The following is a 19,848-nucleotide window of genomic DNA, read 5'->3' as shown; positions in this document are numbered from 1 at the left end:
GGACCCATCCAGTTTAGGCGCAGACAACTCCCGGGCTGTCCGCGCCCGGCATTCCTAGGCGGGCTGTACCTGTGCGAGCGGCGGAGGGGCAATGGGCAGGAGCGCCGTACCCGCTGAGGTGGTGTCCGCAGACAGTTCCCAAACTCGCCGCAGGGCGCAGAACTTCCACCAGTGGTGCTTGAGGACGTCGGGGTTGGCGCGGACGGGACGGACCTCGGTCTCGCCAATGGCCACCGCCAGCAGGACGGGGTTTTCGCCGTACTTCCAGGGCTCCCAGGTCCCTTCTTCCGGGTCAACCAGGCTCTCCTCCGCCTTCATGCCGGCCACGAGCTGCATAACCACCTTGTCGTCGAGCGGCTTGACCTGGCCGTCCCTGGTGGTGCCCTTGGTTTTGTAGTCGATCAGGCAGATCCGGCCGTTGATCCGCGCCACCAGGTCCAGGGTTCCGGCGTAGCCCACCGAGTTGTTCCAGACGGTGATCTCGGGGGCGATGGGCTCAACCTTGAACAGCTCCCACCATTCGTCAAACCGGACCGCGAAGGCTTCTTCCCCGTTGACTGCCAGGGCTTCGCGCGCTTCCTTCATGCCGTGGGGACGGCCCAGGGCCCGCAGCGCAACCTGCTCGCAGTAGAAATGGACGCGGTCCCCGCGCTTGGCGGCATCATCACGGTAAGTTTCAGCCGCCTTGGCCGCACGGTTGACGGCCTGCTTGATTTTGGCCGGGCTTCCCAGGCAGTCGGCCAGCAACGGATCTTTGGCCAGGCTGCTGGCGCCCATGTATCCAAACCAGCCATCAAGCCCGTGCGGCTGCTGGCCGATCACAGTGGTGATGGACGGCACGGAGAAATGCTCGGAGGTGGACCGGGCGTACATCCGCCCATAGTCCGTGGCGTGGGCAAGAAGTGGAGCTGTCATAAGAAAAACTCTTTCACAAGGGGCTGACAGAATGTCCGCGCGCACAAAAAAGGTCCGTTTCCGCTGCAGGTGAGCGGAAACGGACCAATATGCGGTGGGCGATACTGGGTTCGAACCAGTGACCTCTTCGGTGTGAACGAAGCGCGCTACCACTGCGCCAATCGCCCTGATGCATTTGAATGTTAGCGGACCTTCGGGCCATTTCGGAAATCGGCCCGGAGTCGCGGCACAAACGCCAGCCAACCAGGGGCACGCGGCGGTCCATGTTGGAGCGGCGAACCGCAGGGATGGTCCGCTTGCGCTGCTCCTCCCTGATAGCCGGGGCACCCACAAAGCCTCCTGCCGCCGTCGCAAATTACATGCCTGTAACTTCGGAAAATCCGCGCTATTACTGGGAAGCAGCCCCATTATGTCTGCCGCGCCCGGGGCCGATTTGGAGAATCCCCGAACCTCCTATATTGTTTTTACTCGTTGGAACGCGAGGAAATGCCGGGAACGGCAGCGAATCGGACCTCCAAAATGCGGACGTAGCTCAGCTGGTAGAGCACCACCTTGCCAAGGTGGATGTCGCGAGTTCGAATCTCGTCGTCCGCTCGCAGGACACTGTCACGGCTAAGGTTCTTTGGAATCGAGGCTTACACGGTGGGTTGGCCGAGAGGCGAGGCAGCGGCCTGCAAAGCCGTATACACGGGTTCGAATCCCGTACCCACCTCGGTGAAAACCATGGTTTCCGGAGAATATCCGGATGGACATGGGCGATTGGCGCAGCGGTAGCGCGCTTCCCTGACACGGAAGAGGTCACTGGTTCGATCCCAGTATCGCCCACCAAGCAAGGAAACTTGCTTCATGCAGTTCGACCGGCCCGGCCGGAACGTACTTCATATGCGGACGTAGCTCAGCTGGTAGAGCACCACCTTGCCAAGGTGGATGTCGCGAGTTCGAATCTCGTCGTCCGCTCTCTTTGTTTCTTACAATCCCATAAGCCGGTCTTCCGGTTCCGGGCGATTGGCGCAGCGGTAGCGCGCTTCCCTGACACGGAAGAGGTCACTGGTTCGATCCCAGTATCGCCCACATCAAGCAGCTCCTGCGGAGCTGCTTTTTTCTTGCCCTGCCACCGTCGCCCTGTCAGTTATGGTCCCCAACACGGTGTTTTGACGACTAAACCTGATAGGGCAACCAGTGGAGACAGACGCTCCATCCGCTGCGGGCGAACGCCTCAAGCCCCCGATTTCCTTGTTAGGCCTCCCCCTGCAGGGCTAGGATCGAATGCGGAGGAGCGACCTGGCTCCGCGATTGAAGGGAGGTGCTCGTGGGACTGATTGACGATCTAAAGGGCAAAGCTCAAGGTCTCATCCATGGCAACGAGCAGGCCATCAAGAACGGCATCACCAAGGCCGGCGATCTCGTCGACACCAAGACCGGAGGCAAGTACTCCGGCCACGTCAACAAGATCCAGGATGGCGCTTCCAAGCTCATTGACAAGAACGGAACCCCGGGCGCGGCACCTGCCGCTGAGCAGGTTCCGCCGGTCAACCCGGTTCCGCCGGTTTGACAAGGCTCCGTAAAAAGGATTTGGCCAGGGCTTTGCCCTAGTACGTCAAGGGGGTGCGGGTCCCGCCGGGAGGCGGCACCCGCACCTTTGGCGTTTAAGGGCGCCGCTACGGGAATCGCCCTGCCGCTGTTGTTGAACGTCCGACGGCGGGTGGCCGGCTGGGGCGGCCTACTGGCTGTGCGGGCTACGAAGGTTCGTGGTTCTGGCCTTCGCGGGCCAGGGCAGTAAGGCGCGAGACTGCACGGAAGTACTTCTTCATGTAGCCGCCGGTCATCATTTCTTCGGTGAACAGCTGATCGAACGGAACACCGCTGGCGAGGATCGGCACATCCTTGTCGTAGAGCCGGTCAGCAAGCACCACGAACCGCAGTGCCACGGCCTGCTCGGTGATGGTGCCAACATTACGCCACACCACCCCGTCGATGCCGTCGATCAGCTGCCGGTAGCGGCTGGGGTGCACGCCGGCCAGGTGGGAGATCAGGGTGCTGAACTCGTCCTGGGCAACAGTCTTGCCGTCAAACTCCGCTTTCATGTGCGCGGACAGTTCGCTGTTCTTGAGGGGCGCGGGGGCCGCCGGGAGTCCGCGGTGCCGGAAGTCCTCACCGTCGATCCGGACCACGTCGAACTGGTCCGCGAGGACCTGGATTTCACGCTGGAAGTCCACCGCAGCGAACCTGCCGTCACCAAGTGAGCCCGGCAGCGTGTTGGACGTGGCGGCCAGCTTCACTCCTGCGTCCGCGAGTTCGCGCATCAGCCGCGACATCAGCACGGTGTCGCCCGGATCGTCGAGCTCAAATTCGTCAATGCAGACAAGTTTGTACCCGCTCAGCGCATCCACCGTTTTGCGGAAGGAGAGGGCTCCCACCAGGTTGGTGTACTCCACGAAGGTGCCAAAGGCCTTCGGCCCTGGCGCTGCGTGCCAGAGCGAGGCGAGGAGGTGGGTCTTGCCCACGCCGAAGCCGCCGTCCAGATAGATGCCGGCCCGGGAAGTCTCCTTTTTTCCGAACAGCTTCTTGAACAGGCCCCCGCCGTCACCGGACCCCACGCCCTCGGCAAATCCCTGCAGGGCACGGACAGCGTGCGCCTGGCTGGGCTGCTTGGGATCGGGGCGGTAGCTTGCAAAGGAGACCTGGCCGAACCGGGACGAGGGAAAGAAGCCTTTGAGGAGTTCGTCCACCGATACTGCCGGAGTGCGGGCGGCAAGCTGTTCAATCTGTACCAAGGTGGTCCGTTCTGCTGGTTGTTGGTCCCCAGAAAGGATACCGGCAATGCACTGCCGCTCCCGATGACCCCGGCCACACTGGCCGCAGGCGTGATGAAGGCAACATTTCCTCCTGTTAACGGAAACCGCACATCACCGGTGGCGGTGGCTAGTGTGGGAGCAGGTCCCCATCCGGTCCCGCGGATCACCCGTGTTCTCGATGAAAGGCAAAGCTATGTCCTACCCCGTTGAACAGAACGAAAAGTTTGCAGCTTACGCCCACCCGGAGCGCCTCGTCTCCACTGAATGGCTTGCAGCCGCCGTGGAAAACGGTGCCGTCGCCAGCGGCCAGCTGGTAGTGGTGGAGTCCGACGAAGACGTGCTCCTCTACGAAACGGGGCACATCCCCGGCGCCGTCAAGATCGACTGGCACACCGACCTGAACGACGAAGTGACCCGCGACTACGTGGACGGGGCCGCGTTCGCGGAACTGGCGGCGTCGAAGGGTATTTCCCGCGACAGCACCGTAGTGATCTACGGTGACAAGTCCAACTGGTGGGCTGCTTACGCGCTGTGGGTCTTCACCCTCTTCGGGCACCAGGACGTGCGGCTGCTCGACGGCGGCCGTGACAAGTGGATTGCCGAGGGCAGGGAACTGACCACGGAAAAGCCGGCACCGGCCAGGGGCGAGTACCCGGTGGTTGAGCGCGAGGATGCTCCCATCCGGGCATTCAAGGACGACGTCCTGGCCCACCTGGGCAAGCCCCTTATCGATGTCCGCTCCCCCGAGGAGTACACCGGCCAGCGCACCCACATGCCGGCCTACCCCGAGGAAGGTGCGCTCCGCGGCGGCCATATTCCCACCGCCGCCTCCATTCCGTGGGCCCGGGCTGCCGCGCCCGACGGAACTTTCCGCAGCCGCGAGGAACTCGACGCGCTGTACCTGGGCGAGGCCGGCCTGACTGAGGGTGACGACGTTGTGGCCTACTGCCGCATCGGTGAGCGCTCCAGCCACACCTGGTTCGCGCTTAAGTACCTCCTGGGCTTCGAGTCCGTCCGCAACTACGACGGTTCCTGGACCGAGTGGGGCAACGCCGTCCGCGTGCCGATCGTCAAAGGCGCCGAGCGCGGGTCCTTTCCCGTCGCCGTCGGAGCCTGACGCGGCCTCACCCGAAGTTCGGCGCGTAAACTTGGAATGATGACTACTCAAGCACTGCCCTCCGCCCTTGCGGCCATTGTGGACGACTTCCAGGCCCTGACCGAGCCCGAACGGCTGCAACTGCTGCTCGAGTTCTCGCAGGGACTCCCCGAGCTGCCGGACCGGCTCAAGGACCATCCCGAACTGCTCGAACAGGTGGTGGAGTGCCAGTCCCCGCTGTTCCTGACCATCGAGACGGAAAAAGGCGGCGGCGCGGCCGGCGCCGTGCGGCTCTACTTCAAGGCCCCGGCCGAGGCTCCCACCACCCGCGGTTTCGCCGGAGTCCTGCACGAAGGCCTGGACGGACTGTCCGCCGAAGAAATCCTTTCGGTACCCGATGACATGCCGGAACTGCTGGGCCTCACCCGCGCCATCACGCCCCTGCGGATGCGGGGAATGACGGCCATGCTCGGAAGGATCAAGCGCAAGGTTTCAGCATCCAGCGCCGTGCGCTCCTAACCGGCAGCCCGGCATCGATGGGACGCAAGAACACATCACAGGGAACTCCGGCCACCGCCGTACTGGCGGCAGCCGGGGTTCCCTTTGTACTGCACCCGTACGATCACGATCCCGCCACCGCAAGTTACGGCGCGGAAGCTGCCCAGGTCCTGGGATTCGCACCGTCGAAGGTGTTCAAAACGCTGATGGTGGAGGTCGAAGGCAAGCTGGCGGTGGGCATCGTGCCGGTCAGCGGCACACTGGACCTCAAAGCGTTCGCAGCCGCCCTGGGAGCCAAGAAGGCGGCGATGGCGGACCCCGCCGCAGCCCAGCGGCGCACCGGCTATGTGCTCGGCGGCATCTCCCCGCTGGGCCAGCGGCTCCCCTCCCCCACGGTTTTGGACCACAGCGCCCTGGCCTTGGAGACGCTGCTGGTGTCGGGCGGCAAACGCGGCCTGGATATCGAACTGGCTCCTGCCGACCTGATCCGCCTCACGGACGCCGTGACAGCACCCATCAGCTCGGTGCAGGCCACGAAGAACTAGAAAAAGGGGAGGCCGATCTTCGTGCCGCAGGCCTATAATCACTGCACCGCTCAATTGCTGCAGGAGCAGCGACGGTAGGAAAGGTCACGGTCACCGTGGTCAAAAATCCATTCAAACACCCGCATGAAGCCGGCGAAGGCACGAAAAACAGTGTTCACCATTCTTCCTGGCTCCAACGCGAGGATGCCGGCATCAGCCACGGCAGGAGCAGCCTCTTCTTCATCGCCCACGACAACCCGCCTCCCCCGTCAGCGACGTGCCTTCAAGGGCACGAGATCCTGCCGGGAGAAAACACCTGCAGCCAGGGTCACCCGATCGGCTGACACTCATCGACTATCAATCGGCCCGTTCCCCCCGCATGATGCCCGGCCGGACATACCGACCAGCGACTACTGAGCGCGGTCCCCGCCAAGGGCAGGACCCTGGCCCTGCCGGGCTCCACCTGGGTTCAGGCGTGGCGCCAGCTGTTTCCGCAGCCATGCCTTGACCACACGCTCCCACCGCTCGGGATCAACGTTCCACTCTTTCGTGTGGCGTGCATGGTGAAAGGCTTCGAAGGTGACCATTTCCCGGTTGCGTTCAGCCAATTGCACGGACGGGCCGTACGGAACATACTCGTCGTCCACGCTGTGGATGACCAGGGTGGGAGTCCGGAGTTCGACTGCCCGCGACACCCAGTCCATCGCCTTGAGGTCCACCGGTGCGGACAGTCCCGTGAGCCGCCGCCCCAGCGGATGCCCCAGCATCAGTTGGCCGTAACGGCCCACCAGGGAGGGAATCCTGTTCAGCTGCGCGTGATGGGCCAATACTGTCACCCAGTCAATGACCGGGGCGTCCAGCACCATGGCCCGGATCAGGTGCCTGTAGCGGGACAAATCGGCAGTCTGCAGGCAGATGGCGCCGCCCATGGACCAGCCGAACAGCACAATCTCCTCGGCCCCGTTTGCGAGGGCGTACTCGATGGCGGCTTCTATATCGCGCCACTCGGTGGAACCCAGGCCGTAGCGCCCGTCGTCGGCAGATGGCGCCAGACCGTCATTGCGGTAGGACACCACCAGGCTTGTCAGTCCCAGCTCGAGGGCGGGCCCGACGGCGCGCAGGGCTTCCTGCCGGCTTGCACCGCGCCCGTGCACCATCACCGCCCAGGTCCGCGCCGTCCCGCCCGCACGGACCAGCCAGGCGGGGGCCTCCCCGCGGTCTACCTCGATCATCACATCTTCGGCAGGGATTCCGACGGCGGCCGGGTCCGGGTAGACAGCACCGCTCCACCATCCCCAGCGGGCCGTGCTGAGATCCCCGGCGTAAACCGCCTCCACCTCGCGGGACACCGTCCGCTCAGCCGGAGAGTACGAGACGATGCGGCCAATGCGGGCGTGCCCCTTGCCGCCGTCGAAAAAGAACCCATACACCCCGTCCACGGTGGTGTCCTCGTTGGCAGCCATGATCACGTGCTGCTGCTGCCCGGCCCTGACCACTGCCAGCACTTCCTGGTTTGCCGCCCGCTGGCGCGCGGGGGTGATGACGCGGCGGGCAAAGTACACAGCCAGGGCTGACGATCCCGTGGCCAGCAGTCCCGCCAGTGCGCCTCCGCCGATTGCCCCGCCAATGGCCCATTTCGTCCGCAGCGACAGGCCTCCGCCGGAATCCTTGATACTCAGGACGGGTGCCGGACTGCTGCGCTGGAAAAGTGCCATGGAACTATTCTTACCGCCCCGGCGCCGGCAGTCCGCATTTCCACGGGAGGGCGCCAAAACCGGCGCATCCCTGAACCGGTGCCGCCGCATCATGCACGGGCTAGGCTAAGGCCATGAGTGATCCCATCGTCATCCTGACCGAAGAACCCCTGGGGGCGGACGACCGCCTGAACATCGAGCGCCTCGTGGACGGAGCAGATACCCCACTCCTGGTCCTGGTTCCGGCGAACACCGAACGGCATCTGCTGGTGGACTTCCTCGAGAACCTTTCCATGCTGGACATAGCCAAGGCGTTCCGTGAACTGACATCCCACGCGCCGGATCCTGCCACCGAGCGCGTCCAGGCGGCGGAGACCCTTGCGGTGTCGCTGGCGGCGCTGGCGGGCCTGGGTGCAGGCGTCACGGGAGAAATAGTCGACGGCGGTGCGGTGCAGGCCCTGGTAGCCAAGGTCAAGGAATCCGGTGCTGCGCAGGCCGTGGTGGTCACCCGCCCGCACGCAGTGGCGGATACGTTCCACACCGACTGGGCCAACAAAGCCCAGGACCAACTGGGCCTGCCCGTCCTGCACCTGTACGCAGGTTCGGGATTTATCGGCGACTCCTGAGCGTTGAGAAGGCTATGAGCATTTTCGGAAACAACATCCTGGGCAAGAACATCCTCGGAAACAAGGACGCAGCTCCCGAGTCCCCGGCCGCCGGTCCCGGCGTTCAGAAAACCGACGCCGAGTGGCGGCAGGAGCTCACCCCGGAGGAATACCACGTACTCCGCCAATCCGGAACCGAGCGTCCCTTCACCGGCGAATACTGGGATACGCATACTGCCGGCGTCTACCAGTGCCGGGCCTGCGGCGCAGAACTGTTCACCAGCAACGAGAAGTTCGATTCCCATTGCGGCTGGCCCTCCTTCTTCGCCCCACTGGCAGAAGGTACCGTCCGCTACATCCACGACCGGACCCTTGGCATGGAACGGGTGGAGGTGCGCTGCGCCACGTGCGACTCGCACCTGGGGCACGTGTTCGACGGCGAGGGGTACCCCACACCCACGGACCAGCGCTACTGCATCAATTCCGTCTCGCTGAAACTCGTTCCGCGCGAAGAACCCGAGGTCAGCGGGCAGGAAGCGCAGGCCTGAGATCACCGAAAGGCTGGACCTTCTCCCTGCCACAGCGCCGGAAGGAAAAGCTTTTCTTAGGCTAAGCCGCTTTTCAGATTAGTTCTGCTGGTTGCTTGTTACGCTCGCCGTAGATAGCAAGCAACCAGAAAGGCGCCGACGATGACCGAAACACTGATCACCGCTTCCACCCGGATTTCCGCAGAAAACCAGGACTGGACCAGGCTCAAGGCGGCAGCCACCGCCATCCAGGCGCTCCAGGTGAAGGACGGCTCCATTCCCGACCCGGCAAACCATGGTGAGGCATCCCGGTACGTCAGAGATATCGTTGATGCGGTGCGCGGCCTTGCCCCCGCGTTCCCCCACGATGCCGCCTACCTGGACACCGTCGTCGAAGACTTTTCCGCCTGGGAGGCCACAGGTTTCGCCGTCCCCGACTTCCTGTCTTCGCTGCTCGCCTTCCAGCCCCAGGAACAGCGCCAGGACGGTCTCCAGCACCTGGTGGTCTTCCCCATGTACACGCAGAACGGCAGCAGCAACAGGCTGGTTGAGGCCGTCCTGATTGAAGTGATCTGGCCAGAGTTCATTGCCGGACTGGAGGCCGCTGAGTACTCGAACAAGCTGTTCGTCCCCATCCGTTTCCTGGACTTCACTGCCGGCTACGACACCAACTCCGCAGTACTGTTCCCGGAGACCGTTGCGGTCAGCGAAACCCCGACGTTCACCTGGGGCGCCATTTTCGCTGACCGGGAAGCCGCCCGGTTCCGCCGGGTGCTCAAGGCCGCCGCCGAGACCACCCGCCTGGAACTCCCCGCAGGAGCGGCGGAACTCCTCGCTGACCAGGACCTGACGGAGGCCACCTTCGTGATGTGGGACCTCATCCACGACCGGACCCACATGCGCGGCGACCTTCCGTTCGATCCGTTCATGATCAAGCAGCGGATGCCGTACTTCCTGTACTCACTGGAAGAGCTGCGCTGCGACCTGACCGCCTTCCGCGAATCGGTCCGGATCGAAAAGGATGACGACGCCGATCCGGAGGCGCGCCGCCACGCCAAGCTGGTGCAGTACGCCATCATCTTCGACCGGATTTTCCGCTTTGCGATCACCGGCAGCCGCGTCCGCAACTACGACGGACTCGGCGGCCAGCTGCTGTTCGCCTGGCTGCACCAGCAGCACGTCCTGCACTGGACTGACACCCGGCTCACCATCGACTGGGACGAAGTGGCGGATGCGGTCATCGCACTGGGAGCCACCATCGATGAACTGTACTGGCGTTCCATCGACCGGCCGAAGACCGCGCACTGGCTCGCCGCGTACCAGCTCATCTCCGCTACCGTTACTCCTAACCCGGCATCCCTCTGGGCCAAGGGTCCCGAAGCGCTGGCACTGGCTGGTCCGCCGCGCGGCCTGACGGACCAGGTGCTGGACGACGAGTTTCCGCTGTCCATGTTCTATGAAGCATTGGAGAAGAAGATGCGCCACGTCATCGAATCCACCGCCGGAATCACCGGAGCCTCCGCACTGTGACGGAGGAACCGGCACCAACAGAATCAGGGTCAGCGGCACCGCAGGCCGGGGTCCCGCGGCTGAACATCCTGGTAACCGGCGGCAGTGGACCGTCCGGCATCGCCGTCGCTCGGGCGCTCCACAACGCCGGCCACCGGGTGTTCACCGTCGGTTCGGACCAGGCAAGGATCGACGCCGCAGCGCAGCAGGCGGGCGACGGCGTCACGGGCCTCGTGTGCGACCTCGCCGCTTTGGCGGATGTGCGGCAGCTGCGGACGTCGGTGCTCGCGGCCGGTGGGCACGTAGACGGCCTGATCCACCTGGTGGGCGGCTGGCGCGGAGCCAAAGGCATCGCCGACCAGACGGACGAGGACTGGGACTTCCTGGAACGGGGCGCCATCACCACGCTCCGGAACGTCTCCCGCGTGTTCTATGGGGATATTGCCGCCTCGCAGCATGGCCGCTTTGCGATGGTGTCCTCCACAGCCGTGGACAAGCCGGCGGCAGCAACCGCCAGCTACGTCGCTGCCAAAGCCGCGGCCGAAGCCTGGACGATGGCCATGGCGGACGGCTTCCGCCGGGCAGCCGCCAACGGCGCCACCGACAACAAAGACCCTGGCTCAGGCAACAACCCAGGCGGCCCGGCCGCCGTCGTCCTGGTGGTCAAGGCCCTGGTGGACGACGCGATGCGCCGCAACCATCCGGAACGCAGTTTCCCCGGCGCCACCGACGTGGCGGACCTTGCCCGCGCCGTCGTCGGTCTCTTTGAAACCCCGGCGGGCAACCTGAACGGCAGCCGGCTCGTGCTGGCGAACCAGGTGGCCTCATGACTGTACTTAGACTGAAAGCGTGACCAAAGCGATGACAACAACAGCTGAAACTGCCGCCGGAATCCGGCTGCACGATCCCACCATTCGCGGGTTCGCCTCGGACAACTACTCCGGCGTCCATCCCGAAGTCCTGGCGGCACTGGCCGCCGCCAACGAGGGCCACCAGGTGTCCTACGGCGAGGACGAGTACACCGCCAGGCTGCAGGACGTGCTGGAGGACCATTTCGGCCCCGGCATCGAGAGCTTCCCGGTCTTCAACGGCACGGGCGCCAATGTCCTGTCCCTGCAGTCGCTGCTCCCCCGCTGGGGCGCCGTGGTGTGCGCGTCCACCGCCCATATCAATATGGACGAAAACGGCGCGCCGGAACGTGTCGGGGGAATCAAGCTCCTGCACGTCCCCGCACCGGATGGCAAGCTGACGCCGGACCTGATCGACCGCGAGGCCTGGGGCTGGGGCGACGAACACCGGGCCCAGCCGCTCGCCGTCTCCATCACCCAGACCACCGAACTGGGCACCTGCTACACCCCGGAAGAGGTCCGGGCCATCGCCGACCACGCCCATTCCAAGGGGATGAAGCTCCACATGGACGGTGCCCGGCTGGCGAACGCGGCAGCGCACCTTCAGGTCCCGCTGCGCGCATTCACCCGGGACGCCGGCGTGGACATCCTTTCCTTCGGCGGCACCAAAAACGGGCTCCTGTTCGGTGAGGTGGTGGTGGCACTGAACCCCGAGGCGGCGCACGGGCTGGTGTACCTGCGCAAGATGAACATGCAACTGGCCTCCAAGATGCGCTTTATGTCAGCGCAGTTCATCGCCCTCCTGGAAGGTGACCTCTGGCTGCGGTCCGCCTCGCACGCCAACGCGATGGCAGCCAGGCTGCGCGCCGCCGTCGACACCATCGACGGTGTGGAGCCGACGCAGAAAACCGAGTCCAACGGCGTCTTTGCCATCCTTCCTGAAGGTGTAGCGGACCGGCTGCGGACGTCCTTCCGTTTCTACGACTGGAACGAGGCAGCCAGGGAAGTGCGCTGGATGTGTTCGTTTGATACCACCGAGGAGGATATTGATGCCTTTGCTGCAGCAATCCGGCACGAACTTGGCGCTGACGGGAGCGGGCAGGCCGGCCAGTGACGGCAGGACGACGGCGAGCCTTCCCGCCGTCACCGGCCCGGTTGCGTAACCTGCGAAGGTGAACGCACTTGACCAGGTTCCCCCGGAATTTCTCCACGCCTTGGGAACCCTCAGGAAAGCCCGGTGCCGCGGGGAACTCCACCTTGCGGAGATCCCGGCGCCCGCACGCCTGGCGCCTTTCGCCGTAGCGCTGGGCGCGGAGGTCCTGGCACCGGGGCCGGGAACCGCCTCCACTCCCGTGCACGGCCCTGCCGCGATGGCCTTGGCAGCTGCCTCAGGAACCGTGGACGACGACGGGACAGAGTTGGCAACGGGACGTTTCATCCTGCTCCATGACCCCGAGGGCTCGGCCGTGTGGGACGGCGAGTTCCGCATCGTCACCTATATCCGGGCACAGCTCGAACCGGAGATGGGCAACGACGAGATGCTGGGAACAGTGGCGTGGACCTGGCTTGTAGAGGCGCTTGAGAACCACAAAGCGCCGTACCGCGCCGCCGGCGGCACGGCAACCCGGGTTCTTTCCGAAAGCTTCGGAACCCTGGCGGACAGGCCCGGGTCCATTGACATCGAACTCCGCGCTTCCTGGACCCCCGCCACCTCCGATGTCACCGCCCACCTCGAAGCCTGGTCCGACATGGTGTGCACGTTCGCCGGCCTGCCGCCCCTTCCGGACGGCGTCACCCCGCTCCCGCAGCGGCGCCGGAACTAACGGCGCGGCGCGTGGCGAAGGGCAGGCAAAGCCCCTGCGGGCTTTCGGCGGCAGTCCGGATCCGGCCGGCCGGTAAACTAAGGGCATCATGACCCCTAACATTCCGGAAAACACCACGGCCGGCGTCCCGGCTGCTGATACCGCACCCCACATCACGGTGGAGGGCTTTGACGCCCCCATCCCCGAAATCATTGAGCTCGATTCGCCCCGCGACGGCGTTCCGCTGGTCATCGAAACGCAAGCCGGACTGGAGCGGTGCGCAGCCGCCATCGCCACCGGTACCGGACCGGCCGGAGTGGACGCGGAACGCGCCTCCGGTTTCCGTTACGGACAGCGCGCCTTCCTGGTCCAGATCCGCCGCGAAGGCGCCGGGACCTGGCTGATCGACCCCGAACCCTTTGACAACCTGGACATCATCAACGACGCCCTGCACGGCGTTGAATGGATCCTGCACGCGGCCAGCCAGGACCTCCCCTGCCTGTCCGAGCTGGGGATGTGGCCGGACAAGCTCTTTGATACCGAACTGGCGGCCCGCCTGGCCGGCCTGCCGCGGGTGGGCCTTGCCGCCGTCATTGAACAGCTGCTGGGTTTCGGGCTCGCCAAGGAGCACTCCGCGGCGGACTGGTCCACCCGGCCCCTGCCCGAGCCGTGGCTGCGGTACGCCGCCCTGGACGTCGAGGTCCTCACCGAGTTGCGGGAGGAACTGATCGAACTCCTCGAGGCAGACGGCAAGCTGGAATATGCGGAGCAGGAGTTTGCCGCCATCCTGGCCGCAGGGCTGCCCCCGGCCCGTGTTGACCCGTGGCGGAAAACATCCGGCCTGCACCAGATCCGTGACCGCCGCCAGCTGGCAGCCGTCCGGGAGCTGTGGCTGGAACGCGACTCCCTGGCCCGGAAGCGGGACGTGGCCCCGGGCCGGCTGATCCCCGACTCGGCCCTGGTTGCCGCTGCCAAGGCCATGCCGTCCACCGTGCCCCAACTGCTGGGCACCAAAGGCTTCCACGGGCGCGCAGCCCAACGCGAAGCTCCCCGCTGGCTGCGGTGCATCGCCACGGCCCGCGACTTGGCTGAACTTCCGCCGCTGCACCTGGCCACCAACGCTCCCCCACCGCCGCGTGTTTGGGCCGACCGGGACCCGGAAGCCGCCGCACGGCTGGCCACCGCCCGTCCCATGCTGCAGGAGAAAGCCGACCAGCTGAACCTGCCGCTGGAGAACCTCCTGACCCCCGATTACCTGCGCCGCGTCGCCTGGCGGCCTCCGGCAGAGATCACTGAGGCATCCCTCGCTGCCGAACTCCGCGCTCTGGGCGCCCGCGAATGGCAGGTGGGCCTAGCAGCACCCCTCATCGCGGACGCATTCCTCCATCCGCAGCCCTTGCCGGCCAAGGAACCCAAGCCGGACGTAGCAGCAGCGGGGTAACAGGCGCTGATGGGGCCCCGGGCTCCCAAACCGAATCCTCACGCCCTCCCACTTGATGCGTGAACTTTGAAACGCTCTCTCACTTAATGCGTGGATTTGGGAAACGCTCTCCCACTTTCTTGAAGAAAGCGAGCGAGCGTTGGCCAAAAAGGCGCCTTAAGTGAGAGAGCGTCCTTCCATGGGGGCCTTGCCGCGTAAGTTACTCACGAGTAACATCGCAGGTATTGCCGTTTGGCTGCTTGCCGTATTGCGGCATGCGCCGGCGCCTACGTCTCGATGAGGAGTTACACGTGAGCCAAGCCCGCTCCAGTGGAGAAAACAGCAGCGCATCCACGCGCAGTGTCCGGGACGTCGTTTTTGTCGACGGCCTCCGTACCCCCTTTGGCCGGGCGGGAGAAAAAGGCATCTATGCCGGAACCCGGGCCGACGACCTGATAGTGAAATGCCTCCGCGAACTCCTGCGCCGGAACCCGTCGCTGCCGCCCGAACGCGTTGACGAGGTTGCCATCGCCGCCACTACCCAGACCGGCGACCAGGGCCTCACCCTGGGCCGGACCGCGGCCCTCCTGGCTGGTCTTCCCCGGACCGTTCCCGGCTTTGCGATCGACCGGATGTGCGCCGGCGCCATGACCGCCGTAACAACCAACGCCGGCGGTATCGGTTTTGGCGCTTACGACGTGGTGATCGCCGGCGGTGTGGAACACATGGGCAACCACCCCATGGGCTCGGGCGCCGACCCCGATCCCCGTTTTATGTCCGAACGCCTGGTGGACCCGGCAGCGCTGAACATGGGCAACACGGCGGAGAACCTGCACGACCGGTTTCCGTCCATCACCAGGGACCGGACCGATGCGTATGCGGTCGCGTCCCAGGCCAAGTTTGACGCCGCCCGCCGCAACGGCCGGATCCAGCCGGACCTCGTTCCCGTGGCAACCCTGAAGCCAGGCCAGGGCTGGACCCTCAACACGGTTGACGAGCCACCACGGCCGGGCACCACGGCCGCAGACCTGGCGGCGCTCCGCACTCCGTTCCGTCCGCACGGGCGCGTTACCGCAGGAAATGCCGCGGGACTCAATGACGGTGCCACCGCCGCCATCATGGCATCCGCCGATGCCGCCGCCGAACTGGGGCTGCCGGTCCGGATGCGGCTGGTCAGTTACGCCTATGCCGGGGTTGAACCCGAGGTGATGGGCATCGGCCCTGTTCCCGCCACGGAGAAGGCGCTGAAAAACGCCGGCCTCTCCATCGACGACATCGGCCTGTTCGAAATCAACGAAGCCTTTGCCGTCCAGGTACTGACTTTCCTGGAGCACTTCGGCATTGCCGACGACGATCCCCGCGTCAACCGCTACGGCGGCGCCATCGCGGTGGGCCATCCGCTCGCATCCTCGGGCGTGCGTCTAATGAACCAGCTGGCCCGGCAGTTCGAGGAGGATCACTCCGTGCGGTACGGCATCACCACCATGTGCGTCGGGTTGGGTATGGGTGCCACAGTGATCTGGGAGAACCCCCACCACGTCGGCTACAGCGGCGCCCTGCCGGGATCCGCCGCCGAATCAGATACCGCCGCTGATTCAGTTACCGCCGCCGAAACCGCTACTGAAGGAGCCGCATGAGCGCCGCAGATTTCACCAGGCTTGCCGACCTGTTCCCCCATGAGACCGTGACGCATTCCTACGTCCAGGACATCGAACTCCCCGCACCGGCCGGCAAGCCCAGCCCCGGCACCTTCGCCCTCATCACTTTGGACAACGGCCTGGACCACACCAAGCCCACCACCCTTGGGCCGAACACGCTGGTGGAGCTGGGAACGGTGCTTGAGGAACTCCGGGAGCGGACCGGGCGAGGCGAGATCGCGGGCGTGGGCGTGACCGGCAAGCCGTACTTCCTGGTGGCCGGTGCTGACCTCTCCGCCGTCAAGAACCTGGAAGAGCGCGAGCATGGACTGTGGATGGCCCAGCTGGGCCACGATGTGTACGCCACCCTCGCCAACCTCGGCGTGCCAAGCTTCGCGTTCATCAATGGCCTGGCGCTGGGCGGGGGCCTGGAGATCGCATTGCAGTCCACCTATCGCACTGTGTCCACCGGCGCGGGGGCGTTGGCCCTGCCGGAAGCCTTCCTCGGCCTGGTTCCCGGCTGGGGCGGGGTGTACCTCCTGCCCCGGCTCATCGGCCCGGAGAACGCGGTGAAGGTCATGATCGAGAACGCCCTCAGCAACAACCGCACGCTCACCGGCCAGCAGGCCTTCGCGCTCGGCATTGCCGACGCCATGTTCGAACCGGCGGACTTCCTCGAACAATCCCTTGCCTGGGCCGCGAAAGTCATCTCCGGCGAGGTGGCGCCTGAGCGTCCCAACGCCGTCGACCCCGCTGATCCGGAAACGGCCGCGCGCTGGTCGGCAGCGGTGGCAGCCGGACGGGCACTGGTGGAAGCGAAAATGTCCAACGCAGCCCCCGCTCCCGGCAAGGTCCTGGACATCCTGGAAGCCAACCGCACCATGACCCGGGCCGAGTCCGCGGCGCTGGAGTGCGAAACGCTCGCCGAACTGATGCAGACCGACGAATTCCGTGCCACCGTGTACGCCTTCCTGGACCTGGTCCAGAAGCGGTCCAAGCGTCCGGCCGGCGCCCCGGACCGCGCACTGGCCCGCCCGGTCACAAAAGTGGGCGTGGTTGGCGCAGGCCTGATGGCAAGCCAGCTCGCGATGGTCTTCGCCCGCCAATTGAAGGTGCCCGTGGTGCTGACGGACATCGACCAGGCCCGGGTGGACAAAGGCGTGGGCTACGTCCACGCCGAAGTGGACAAGCTCCTGGCCAAGAAGCGCATCAGCCAGGACGCCGCCAACCGCACCAAGGCCCTGGTGACCGGGTCCGTTTCGAAGGATGTTTTCGCGGACGCGGACTTTGTGATCGAAGCAGTCTTTGAAGAACTGAACGTCAAGAAGCAGGTGTTCGCCGAACTGGAGCAGATTGTTACCCCGGAATGCATCCTCGCCACCAACACCTCGTCGCTGTCCGTCACGGCCATGGCTGAGGACCTGCAGCACCCGGAACGGCTGGTGGGCTTCCACTTCTTCAACCCGGTGGCCGTGATGCCGCTGCTGGAGATCGTCCGTGCCCCGCGCACCGATGACGCCGTGCTCGCGACCGCATTTGAACTCGCAAAGGCCTTGAAGAAAACGGGGGTGCTGGTCAAGGACGCCGCAGCCTTTGTGGTCAACCGCATCCTGCTGCGGCTGATGGGCGAGGTGACGGCTGCCTTCGATGAAGGCACTCCCGCCGAAGTGGCCGACAACGCGCTCCGCCCCATGGGCCTGCCCATGACACCTTTCAGCCTCGGCGAGATGGTCGGTCTTCCGGTGGCACAGCACGTGCAGGAATCACTGCATGCCGCGTTTGGTGAGCGCTTCACGGTGTCCGCCAACCTGCAGAAGCTGATCGACAACGGCGTCAAGAGCCTGTGGGCTCCAGGTCCGGACGGCTCACAGGTGATCCCCGAATCCACGCTGTCCCTGATGTCCTTCGGAACCAGCCCCTCGACCGCGGACGAGGTGTTGCGCCGCACCCAGGACGCCCTCGCCGAGGAGATCGGCCTGATGCTGGCCGAAGGTGTGGTTGCGGGGCCGGAAGACATCGACCTCTGCATGATCCTCGGCGCCGGCTGGCCACTCTTCCTGGGCGGCATCACCCCCTACCTGGACCGGGTGGGAGCCTCAGAACGGGTCAACGGCAAGCGGTTCCTGCCGCCCGGCGCGGCTTCCCGTCCGGGCGCAAGCCAACCTGCCAAGGCTAGGAATCAACTCCTGGGAACCAGCGCCTAACTCCAGCGCCCGGCAGGATCAGCCGCACACAGCAAGGGCTCCGTCCGGTTCTTCCGGACGGAGCCCTTGATGTACGTGCCGTGTGCAGTGCCTCTCCCTTCGCGTCGTCCCGGGCTCAGCGCGCTGCAAGCCGCCCGCCGTCGAGCGTCAACCATCGGTCCGCCACCGAACGCGCGTAGGGCACGTCATGGGTGACCAGGACGACGGCGGCGCCCGCCGCTGCTGCGCTCCTCACCGCAGCGTCCAGCAGCCGAAGCCCGTCCCCGTCCAGGGCCACGGTGGGCTCGTCCAAAGCCAGCACCGCCGGCTTGCGGGCTAGGACGGTCGCCAGGGCCAGCAGCCGTTGCCGCGAAGCCGGCAGCTCAGCGGGGTGCTCACCTGCAGCTGCGGACAATCCGACAGCAGCCAACGCGGCCCCGGTTCTGGCTGCCGCTTCACTGGCGCCGAAGCGCCGGTCCAGGCCGAACCGCACCTCCCGGGCGGCAGTCTGTTCGAACAACTGGTGGCGCGGGTTCTGGAACAGCAGGCCCACGGACGCCGCCACCTCACCCACCGGCCTGGCTGCAATGTCCTCACCGTGCACCAGGACGGAGCCCGAGGTGGGCCGCAGCAACCCGTTGAGGTGCCGCAGGAAGGTGGATTTCCCCGCCCCGTTGGGTCCGGTCACGGCAACGATCTCCCCTGCAAGGAGCTCAAGGTCGATGTCCCGGAGCACTTGTTGAGGCCCTTCCGCCGGAGCCCCGTCTGCGGCTGCCCTGGCCTTCCTGCTTCGCCGTGACTTGTCCGCGTACCCGAAGCCCACACCCCGGAGCTCCAGGACGGGAAGAGCGCCGGCAGGATGATGATCCCGTTGATCATCCGGGACAGTAGCGTTCCGGGGCCTTGCCCCGGGATCCTGCTGAGGAACCGGCCGGGGATCGAACACTGAACCCGGCCTGGTGCCGGCCCAGCGAATGCCGGCCGGCAGCCGTCCCGCCGCGGCAGTAACCTCAGCCGGAGTTCCGGTTGCCGTCACAGTGCCGGCGTCGAGGACAATCCAGCGTTCTGCCCGGAGGATTGCCTCGTCAATGGCCTGGCTGAGGATCACGACGGCGGTCCCCCGCGTTACGAGCGAGTTCAGCAGGATGGCGAGTTCGTCCGCTCCGGCTGCGTCCAGGGAGGCAAAGGGCTCGTCCATGATCAACACTTCGGGCTCCGCGATGACGGCGCACCCGATGGCGAGGCGCCGCAGCTGTCCGCCGGAGAGCGTGTCCGGGTGGCGGTCCAGCAGCTGGCTGAGGCCAAGCAGTCCCGCAGTCCTTGCCACGGCGGCCTCCATGGCAGACCGTTCCGTGCCGCCATTTTCCAGGCCGAACGCCAGTTCTTCGGCGACGGTGGCCCGGACTGTGGACAGGATGGCTGATGCGTCCTGCGGAACGAAACCCACCCGCCGGGCCCACTGGGCGGGGTTGATTCGCGGATCGTCCGCTGCTCCCTGGAACTCAAGCGTCGTTTCCGCAAGGGTCAGCCGCCCTTGCAGCCGTCCGCCAGGTCCTGGGGGAAGCCAGCCTGCCAGGAGCCGGCCCAGCGTTGATTTGCCGCTGCCGGACGGCCCGAGGATTGCCGTAAAAGTTCCGGGCTGGAAGGAGATGTGCACGTCACGCAGGACCGGCGCGTCGTTGTCATGGAAAGCGAAGCTCCCGATGCCAGCGGCAAGGGCGATGGTGGATTTCACCTGGGCTCCCGTCTGGAATAACGGGGCGGCAACGGCAGCGGTGGCGGCCAGCAGCAGGAC

The 19,848-nt window shown here is 65.6% G+C and carries 18 protein-coding genes and 6 tRNA genes; 18 read left to right on the top strand and 6 right to left on the bottom strand.

All coding sequences use genetic code 11. The features are described 5' to 3' along the window. Positions 1-54: 54 nt before the first annotated feature. Complete coding sequence (locus QFZ36_RS00810) at positions 55-915, bottom strand: cytochrome (protein ID WP_306633120.1); 861 nt, start codon at positions 913-915, stop codon at positions 55-57. A 95-nt stretch (positions 916-1,010) separates the two neighbouring features. Then, positions 1,011-1,082: transfer RNA gene (locus QFZ36_RS00805), tRNA-Val, on the bottom strand. 354 nt (positions 1,083-1,436) lie between these two features. Between QFZ36_RS00805 and QFZ36_RS00800 the strand changes: the two genes are divergently transcribed. The 6 genes from QFZ36_RS00800 (at position 1,437) to QFZ36_RS00775 (ending at position 2,467) form a co-directional block, all read left to right on the top strand. Further along, positions 1,437-1,509, top strand: a tRNA-Gly gene (locus QFZ36_RS00800). 47 nt (positions 1,510-1,556) lie between these two features. Next, a tRNA-Cys gene (locus QFZ36_RS00795) sits at positions 1,557-1,627 on the top strand. A gap of 41 nt (positions 1,628-1,668) precedes the next feature. Further along, positions 1,669-1,743, top strand: a tRNA-Val gene (locus tag QFZ36_RS00790). A gap of 56 nt (positions 1,744-1,799) precedes the next feature. Beyond that, positions 1,800-1,872, top strand: a tRNA-Gly gene (locus QFZ36_RS00785). 42 nt (positions 1,873-1,914) lie between these two features. After that, positions 1,915-1,986: transfer RNA gene (locus QFZ36_RS00780), tRNA-Val, on the top strand. 238 nt (positions 1,987-2,224) lie between these two features. After that, positions 2,225-2,467, top strand: a complete 243-nt coding sequence (locus QFZ36_RS00775) for an antitoxin (RefSeq protein ID WP_306633118.1) — start codon at positions 2,225-2,227, stop codon at positions 2,465-2,467. Between the two features lie 184 nt (positions 2,468-2,651). On the opposite strand, the gene zapE is transcribed toward QFZ36_RS00775, so the two are convergent. Then, positions 2,652-3,689, bottom strand: a complete 1,038-nt coding sequence (gene zapE / locus QFZ36_RS00770; RefSeq protein WP_306633116.1) for a cell division protein ZapE — start codon at positions 3,687-3,689, stop codon at positions 2,652-2,654. Positions 3,690-3,903: 214 nt separating this feature from the next. Here zapE and QFZ36_RS00765 point away from each other — a divergent pair, with 214 nt between their 5' ends. The 3 genes from QFZ36_RS00765 to ybaK are packed head-to-tail and all read left to right on the top strand — an operon-like array spanning position 3,904 to position 5,849. Next, a complete protein-coding gene (locus tag QFZ36_RS00765; protein ID WP_306633115.1) occupies positions 3,904-4,827 on the top strand; it encodes a sulfurtransferase in 924 nt (307 codons plus the stop codon). A gap of 39 nt (positions 4,828-4,866) precedes the next feature. Continuing rightward, the gene (locus tag QFZ36_RS00760; RefSeq protein ID WP_306633113.1) at positions 4,867-5,325 is read left to right on the top strand and encodes a SufE family protein; all 459 of its coding nucleotides are present in this window, start codon (positions 4,867-4,869) and stop codon (positions 5,323-5,325) included. Positions 5,326-5,342: 17 nt separating this feature from the next. Continuing rightward, on the top strand, positions 5,343-5,849 hold the full coding sequence (gene ybaK / locus QFZ36_RS00755) for a Cys-tRNA(Pro) deacylase (RefSeq protein WP_306633111.1): 507 nt from the start codon (positions 5,343-5,345) through the stop codon (positions 5,847-5,849). Positions 5,850-5,899: 50 nt separating this feature from the next. Here the strand turns inward: ybaK and QFZ36_RS00750 are convergent, their stop codons facing one another. Together QFZ36_RS00750 and QFZ36_RS00745 are read right to left on the bottom strand one after the other, a co-directional pair. Continuing rightward, entirely contained in the window at positions 5,900-6,079 is a 180-nt protein-coding gene (locus tag QFZ36_RS00750) for a hypothetical protein (RefSeq protein WP_306633109.1), read from the bottom strand. A gap of 159 nt (positions 6,080-6,238) precedes the next feature. After that, positions 6,239-7,543, bottom strand: coding sequence for an alpha/beta hydrolase family protein (locus tag QFZ36_RS00745; protein WP_306633108.1), 1,305 nt, complete (start codon positions 7,541-7,543; stop codon positions 6,239-6,241). Between the two features lie 113 nt (positions 7,544-7,656). Between QFZ36_RS00745 and QFZ36_RS00740 the strand changes: the two genes are divergently transcribed. The 9 genes from QFZ36_RS00740 to QFZ36_RS00700 all read left to right on the top strand — a co-directional run bounded on the left by QFZ36_RS00740 (position 7,657) and on the right by QFZ36_RS00700 (position 18,074). After that, positions 7,657-8,148, top strand: a complete 492-nt coding sequence (locus QFZ36_RS00740) for a hypothetical protein (RefSeq protein ID WP_306633106.1) — start codon at positions 7,657-7,659, stop codon at positions 8,146-8,148. A 14-nt stretch (positions 8,149-8,162) separates the two neighbouring features. Beyond that, positions 8,163-8,675 carry a peptide-methionine (R)-S-oxide reductase MsrB gene (gene msrB, locus QFZ36_RS00735; RefSeq protein ID WP_306633104.1) on the top strand — a complete coding sequence of 171 codons (513 nt, stop codon included), beginning with the start codon at positions 8,163-8,165 and terminating at the stop codon, positions 8,673-8,675. Between the two features lie 141 nt (positions 8,676-8,816). Continuing rightward, positions 8,817-10,184, top strand: coding sequence for a DUF6421 family protein (locus tag QFZ36_RS00730; protein ID WP_306633102.1), 1,368 nt, complete (start codon positions 8,817-8,819; stop codon positions 10,182-10,184). A gap of 59 nt (positions 10,185-10,243) precedes the next feature. After that, positions 10,244-10,993: an SDR family oxidoreductase gene (locus tag QFZ36_RS00725; protein WP_306639039.1), complete on the top strand. Its 750-nt coding sequence runs from the start codon at positions 10,244-10,246 to the stop codon at positions 10,991-10,993. A 31-nt stretch (positions 10,994-11,024) separates the two neighbouring features. Beyond that, positions 11,025-12,125: a threonine aldolase family protein gene (locus QFZ36_RS00720; protein WP_306639037.1), complete on the top strand. Its 1,101-nt coding sequence runs from the start codon at positions 11,025-11,027 to the stop codon at positions 12,123-12,125. A gap of 58 nt (positions 12,126-12,183) precedes the next feature. After that, positions 12,184-12,834, top strand: coding sequence for a DUF3000 domain-containing protein (locus tag QFZ36_RS00715; RefSeq protein WP_306633100.1), 651 nt, complete (start codon positions 12,184-12,186; stop codon positions 12,832-12,834). Between the two features lie 88 nt (positions 12,835-12,922). Next, positions 12,923-14,254: an HRDC domain-containing protein gene (locus QFZ36_RS00710; protein ID WP_306633098.1), complete on the top strand. Its 1,332-nt coding sequence runs from the start codon at positions 12,923-12,925 to the stop codon at positions 14,252-14,254. A 290-nt stretch (positions 14,255-14,544) separates the two neighbouring features. Next, positions 14,545-15,870 carry a thiolase family protein gene (locus QFZ36_RS00705; RefSeq protein ID WP_306633096.1) on the top strand — a complete coding sequence of 442 codons (1,326 nt, stop codon included), beginning with the start codon at positions 14,545-14,547 and terminating at the stop codon, positions 15,868-15,870. Continuing rightward, positions 15,867-18,074 carry a 3-hydroxyacyl-CoA dehydrogenase NAD-binding domain-containing protein gene (locus QFZ36_RS00700; RefSeq protein WP_306633095.1) on the top strand — a complete coding sequence of 736 codons (2,208 nt, stop codon included), beginning with the start codon at positions 15,867-15,869 and terminating at the stop codon, positions 18,072-18,074. Before QFZ36_RS00705 ends, QFZ36_RS00700 begins: the two co-directional genes overlap by 4 nt. Before the next feature lie 115 nt (positions 18,075-18,189). Here the strand turns inward: QFZ36_RS00700 and QFZ36_RS00695 are convergent, their stop codons facing one another. Continuing rightward, positions 18,190-19,788, bottom strand: a complete 1,599-nt coding sequence (locus QFZ36_RS00695; protein WP_306633094.1) for an ABC transporter ATP-binding protein — start codon at positions 19,786-19,788, stop codon at positions 18,190-18,192. Positions 19,789-19,848 lie beyond the last annotated feature (60 nt).

It is taken from the genome of Pseudarthrobacter siccitolerans (assembly GCF_030823375.1).
Taxonomy (GTDB): Bacteria; Actinomycetota; Actinomycetes; order Actinomycetales; family Micrococcaceae; genus Arthrobacter; species Arthrobacter siccitolerans_A.
The sequence above is the reverse complement of the archived record's forward strand: the minus strand, read 5'-3'. Positions and strand labels throughout refer to the sequence as shown.

Bases quoted from the DNA above. Each gene is read 5' to 3' on its own strand.
- msrB (WP_306633104.1), top strand. From the start codon at position 8,163: ATGAGCATTTTCGGAAACAACATCCTGGGCAAGAACATCCTCGGAAAC.
- QFZ36_RS00760 (WP_306633113.1), top strand. From the start codon at position 4,867: ATGACTACTCAAGCACTGCCCTCCGCCCTTGCGGCCATTGTGGACGAC.
- QFZ36_RS00740 (WP_306633106.1), top strand. From the start codon at position 7,657: ATGAGTGATCCCATCGTCATCCTGACCGAAGAACCCCTGGGGGCGGAC.
- QFZ36_RS00810 (WP_306633120.1), bottom strand. From the start codon at position 915: ATGACAGCTCCACTTCTTGCCCACGCCACGGACTATGGGCGGATGTAC.
- QFZ36_RS00765 (WP_306633115.1), top strand. From the start codon at position 3,904: ATGTCCTACCCCGTTGAACAGAACGAAAAGTTTGCAGCTTACGCCCAC.
- QFZ36_RS00745 (WP_306633108.1), bottom strand. From the start codon at position 7,543: ATGGCACTTTTCCAGCGCAGCAGTCCGGCACCCGTCCTGAGTATCAAG.
- QFZ36_RS00720 (WP_306639037.1), top strand. From the start codon at position 11,025: ATGACAACAACAGCTGAAACTGCCGCCGGAATCCGGCTGCACGATCCC.
- QFZ36_RS00730 (WP_306633102.1), top strand. From the start codon at position 8,817: ATGACCGAAACACTGATCACCGCTTCCACCCGGATTTCCGCAGAAAAC.
- ybaK (WP_306633111.1), top strand. From the start codon at position 5,343: ATGGGACGCAAGAACACATCACAGGGAACTCCGGCCACCGCCGTACTG.
- QFZ36_RS00710 (WP_306633098.1), top strand. From the start codon at position 12,923: ATGACCCCTAACATTCCGGAAAACACCACGGCCGGCGTCCCGGCTGCT.
- QFZ36_RS00700 (WP_306633095.1), top strand. From the start codon at position 15,867: ATGAGCGCCGCAGATTTCACCAGGCTTGCCGACCTGTTCCCCCATGAG.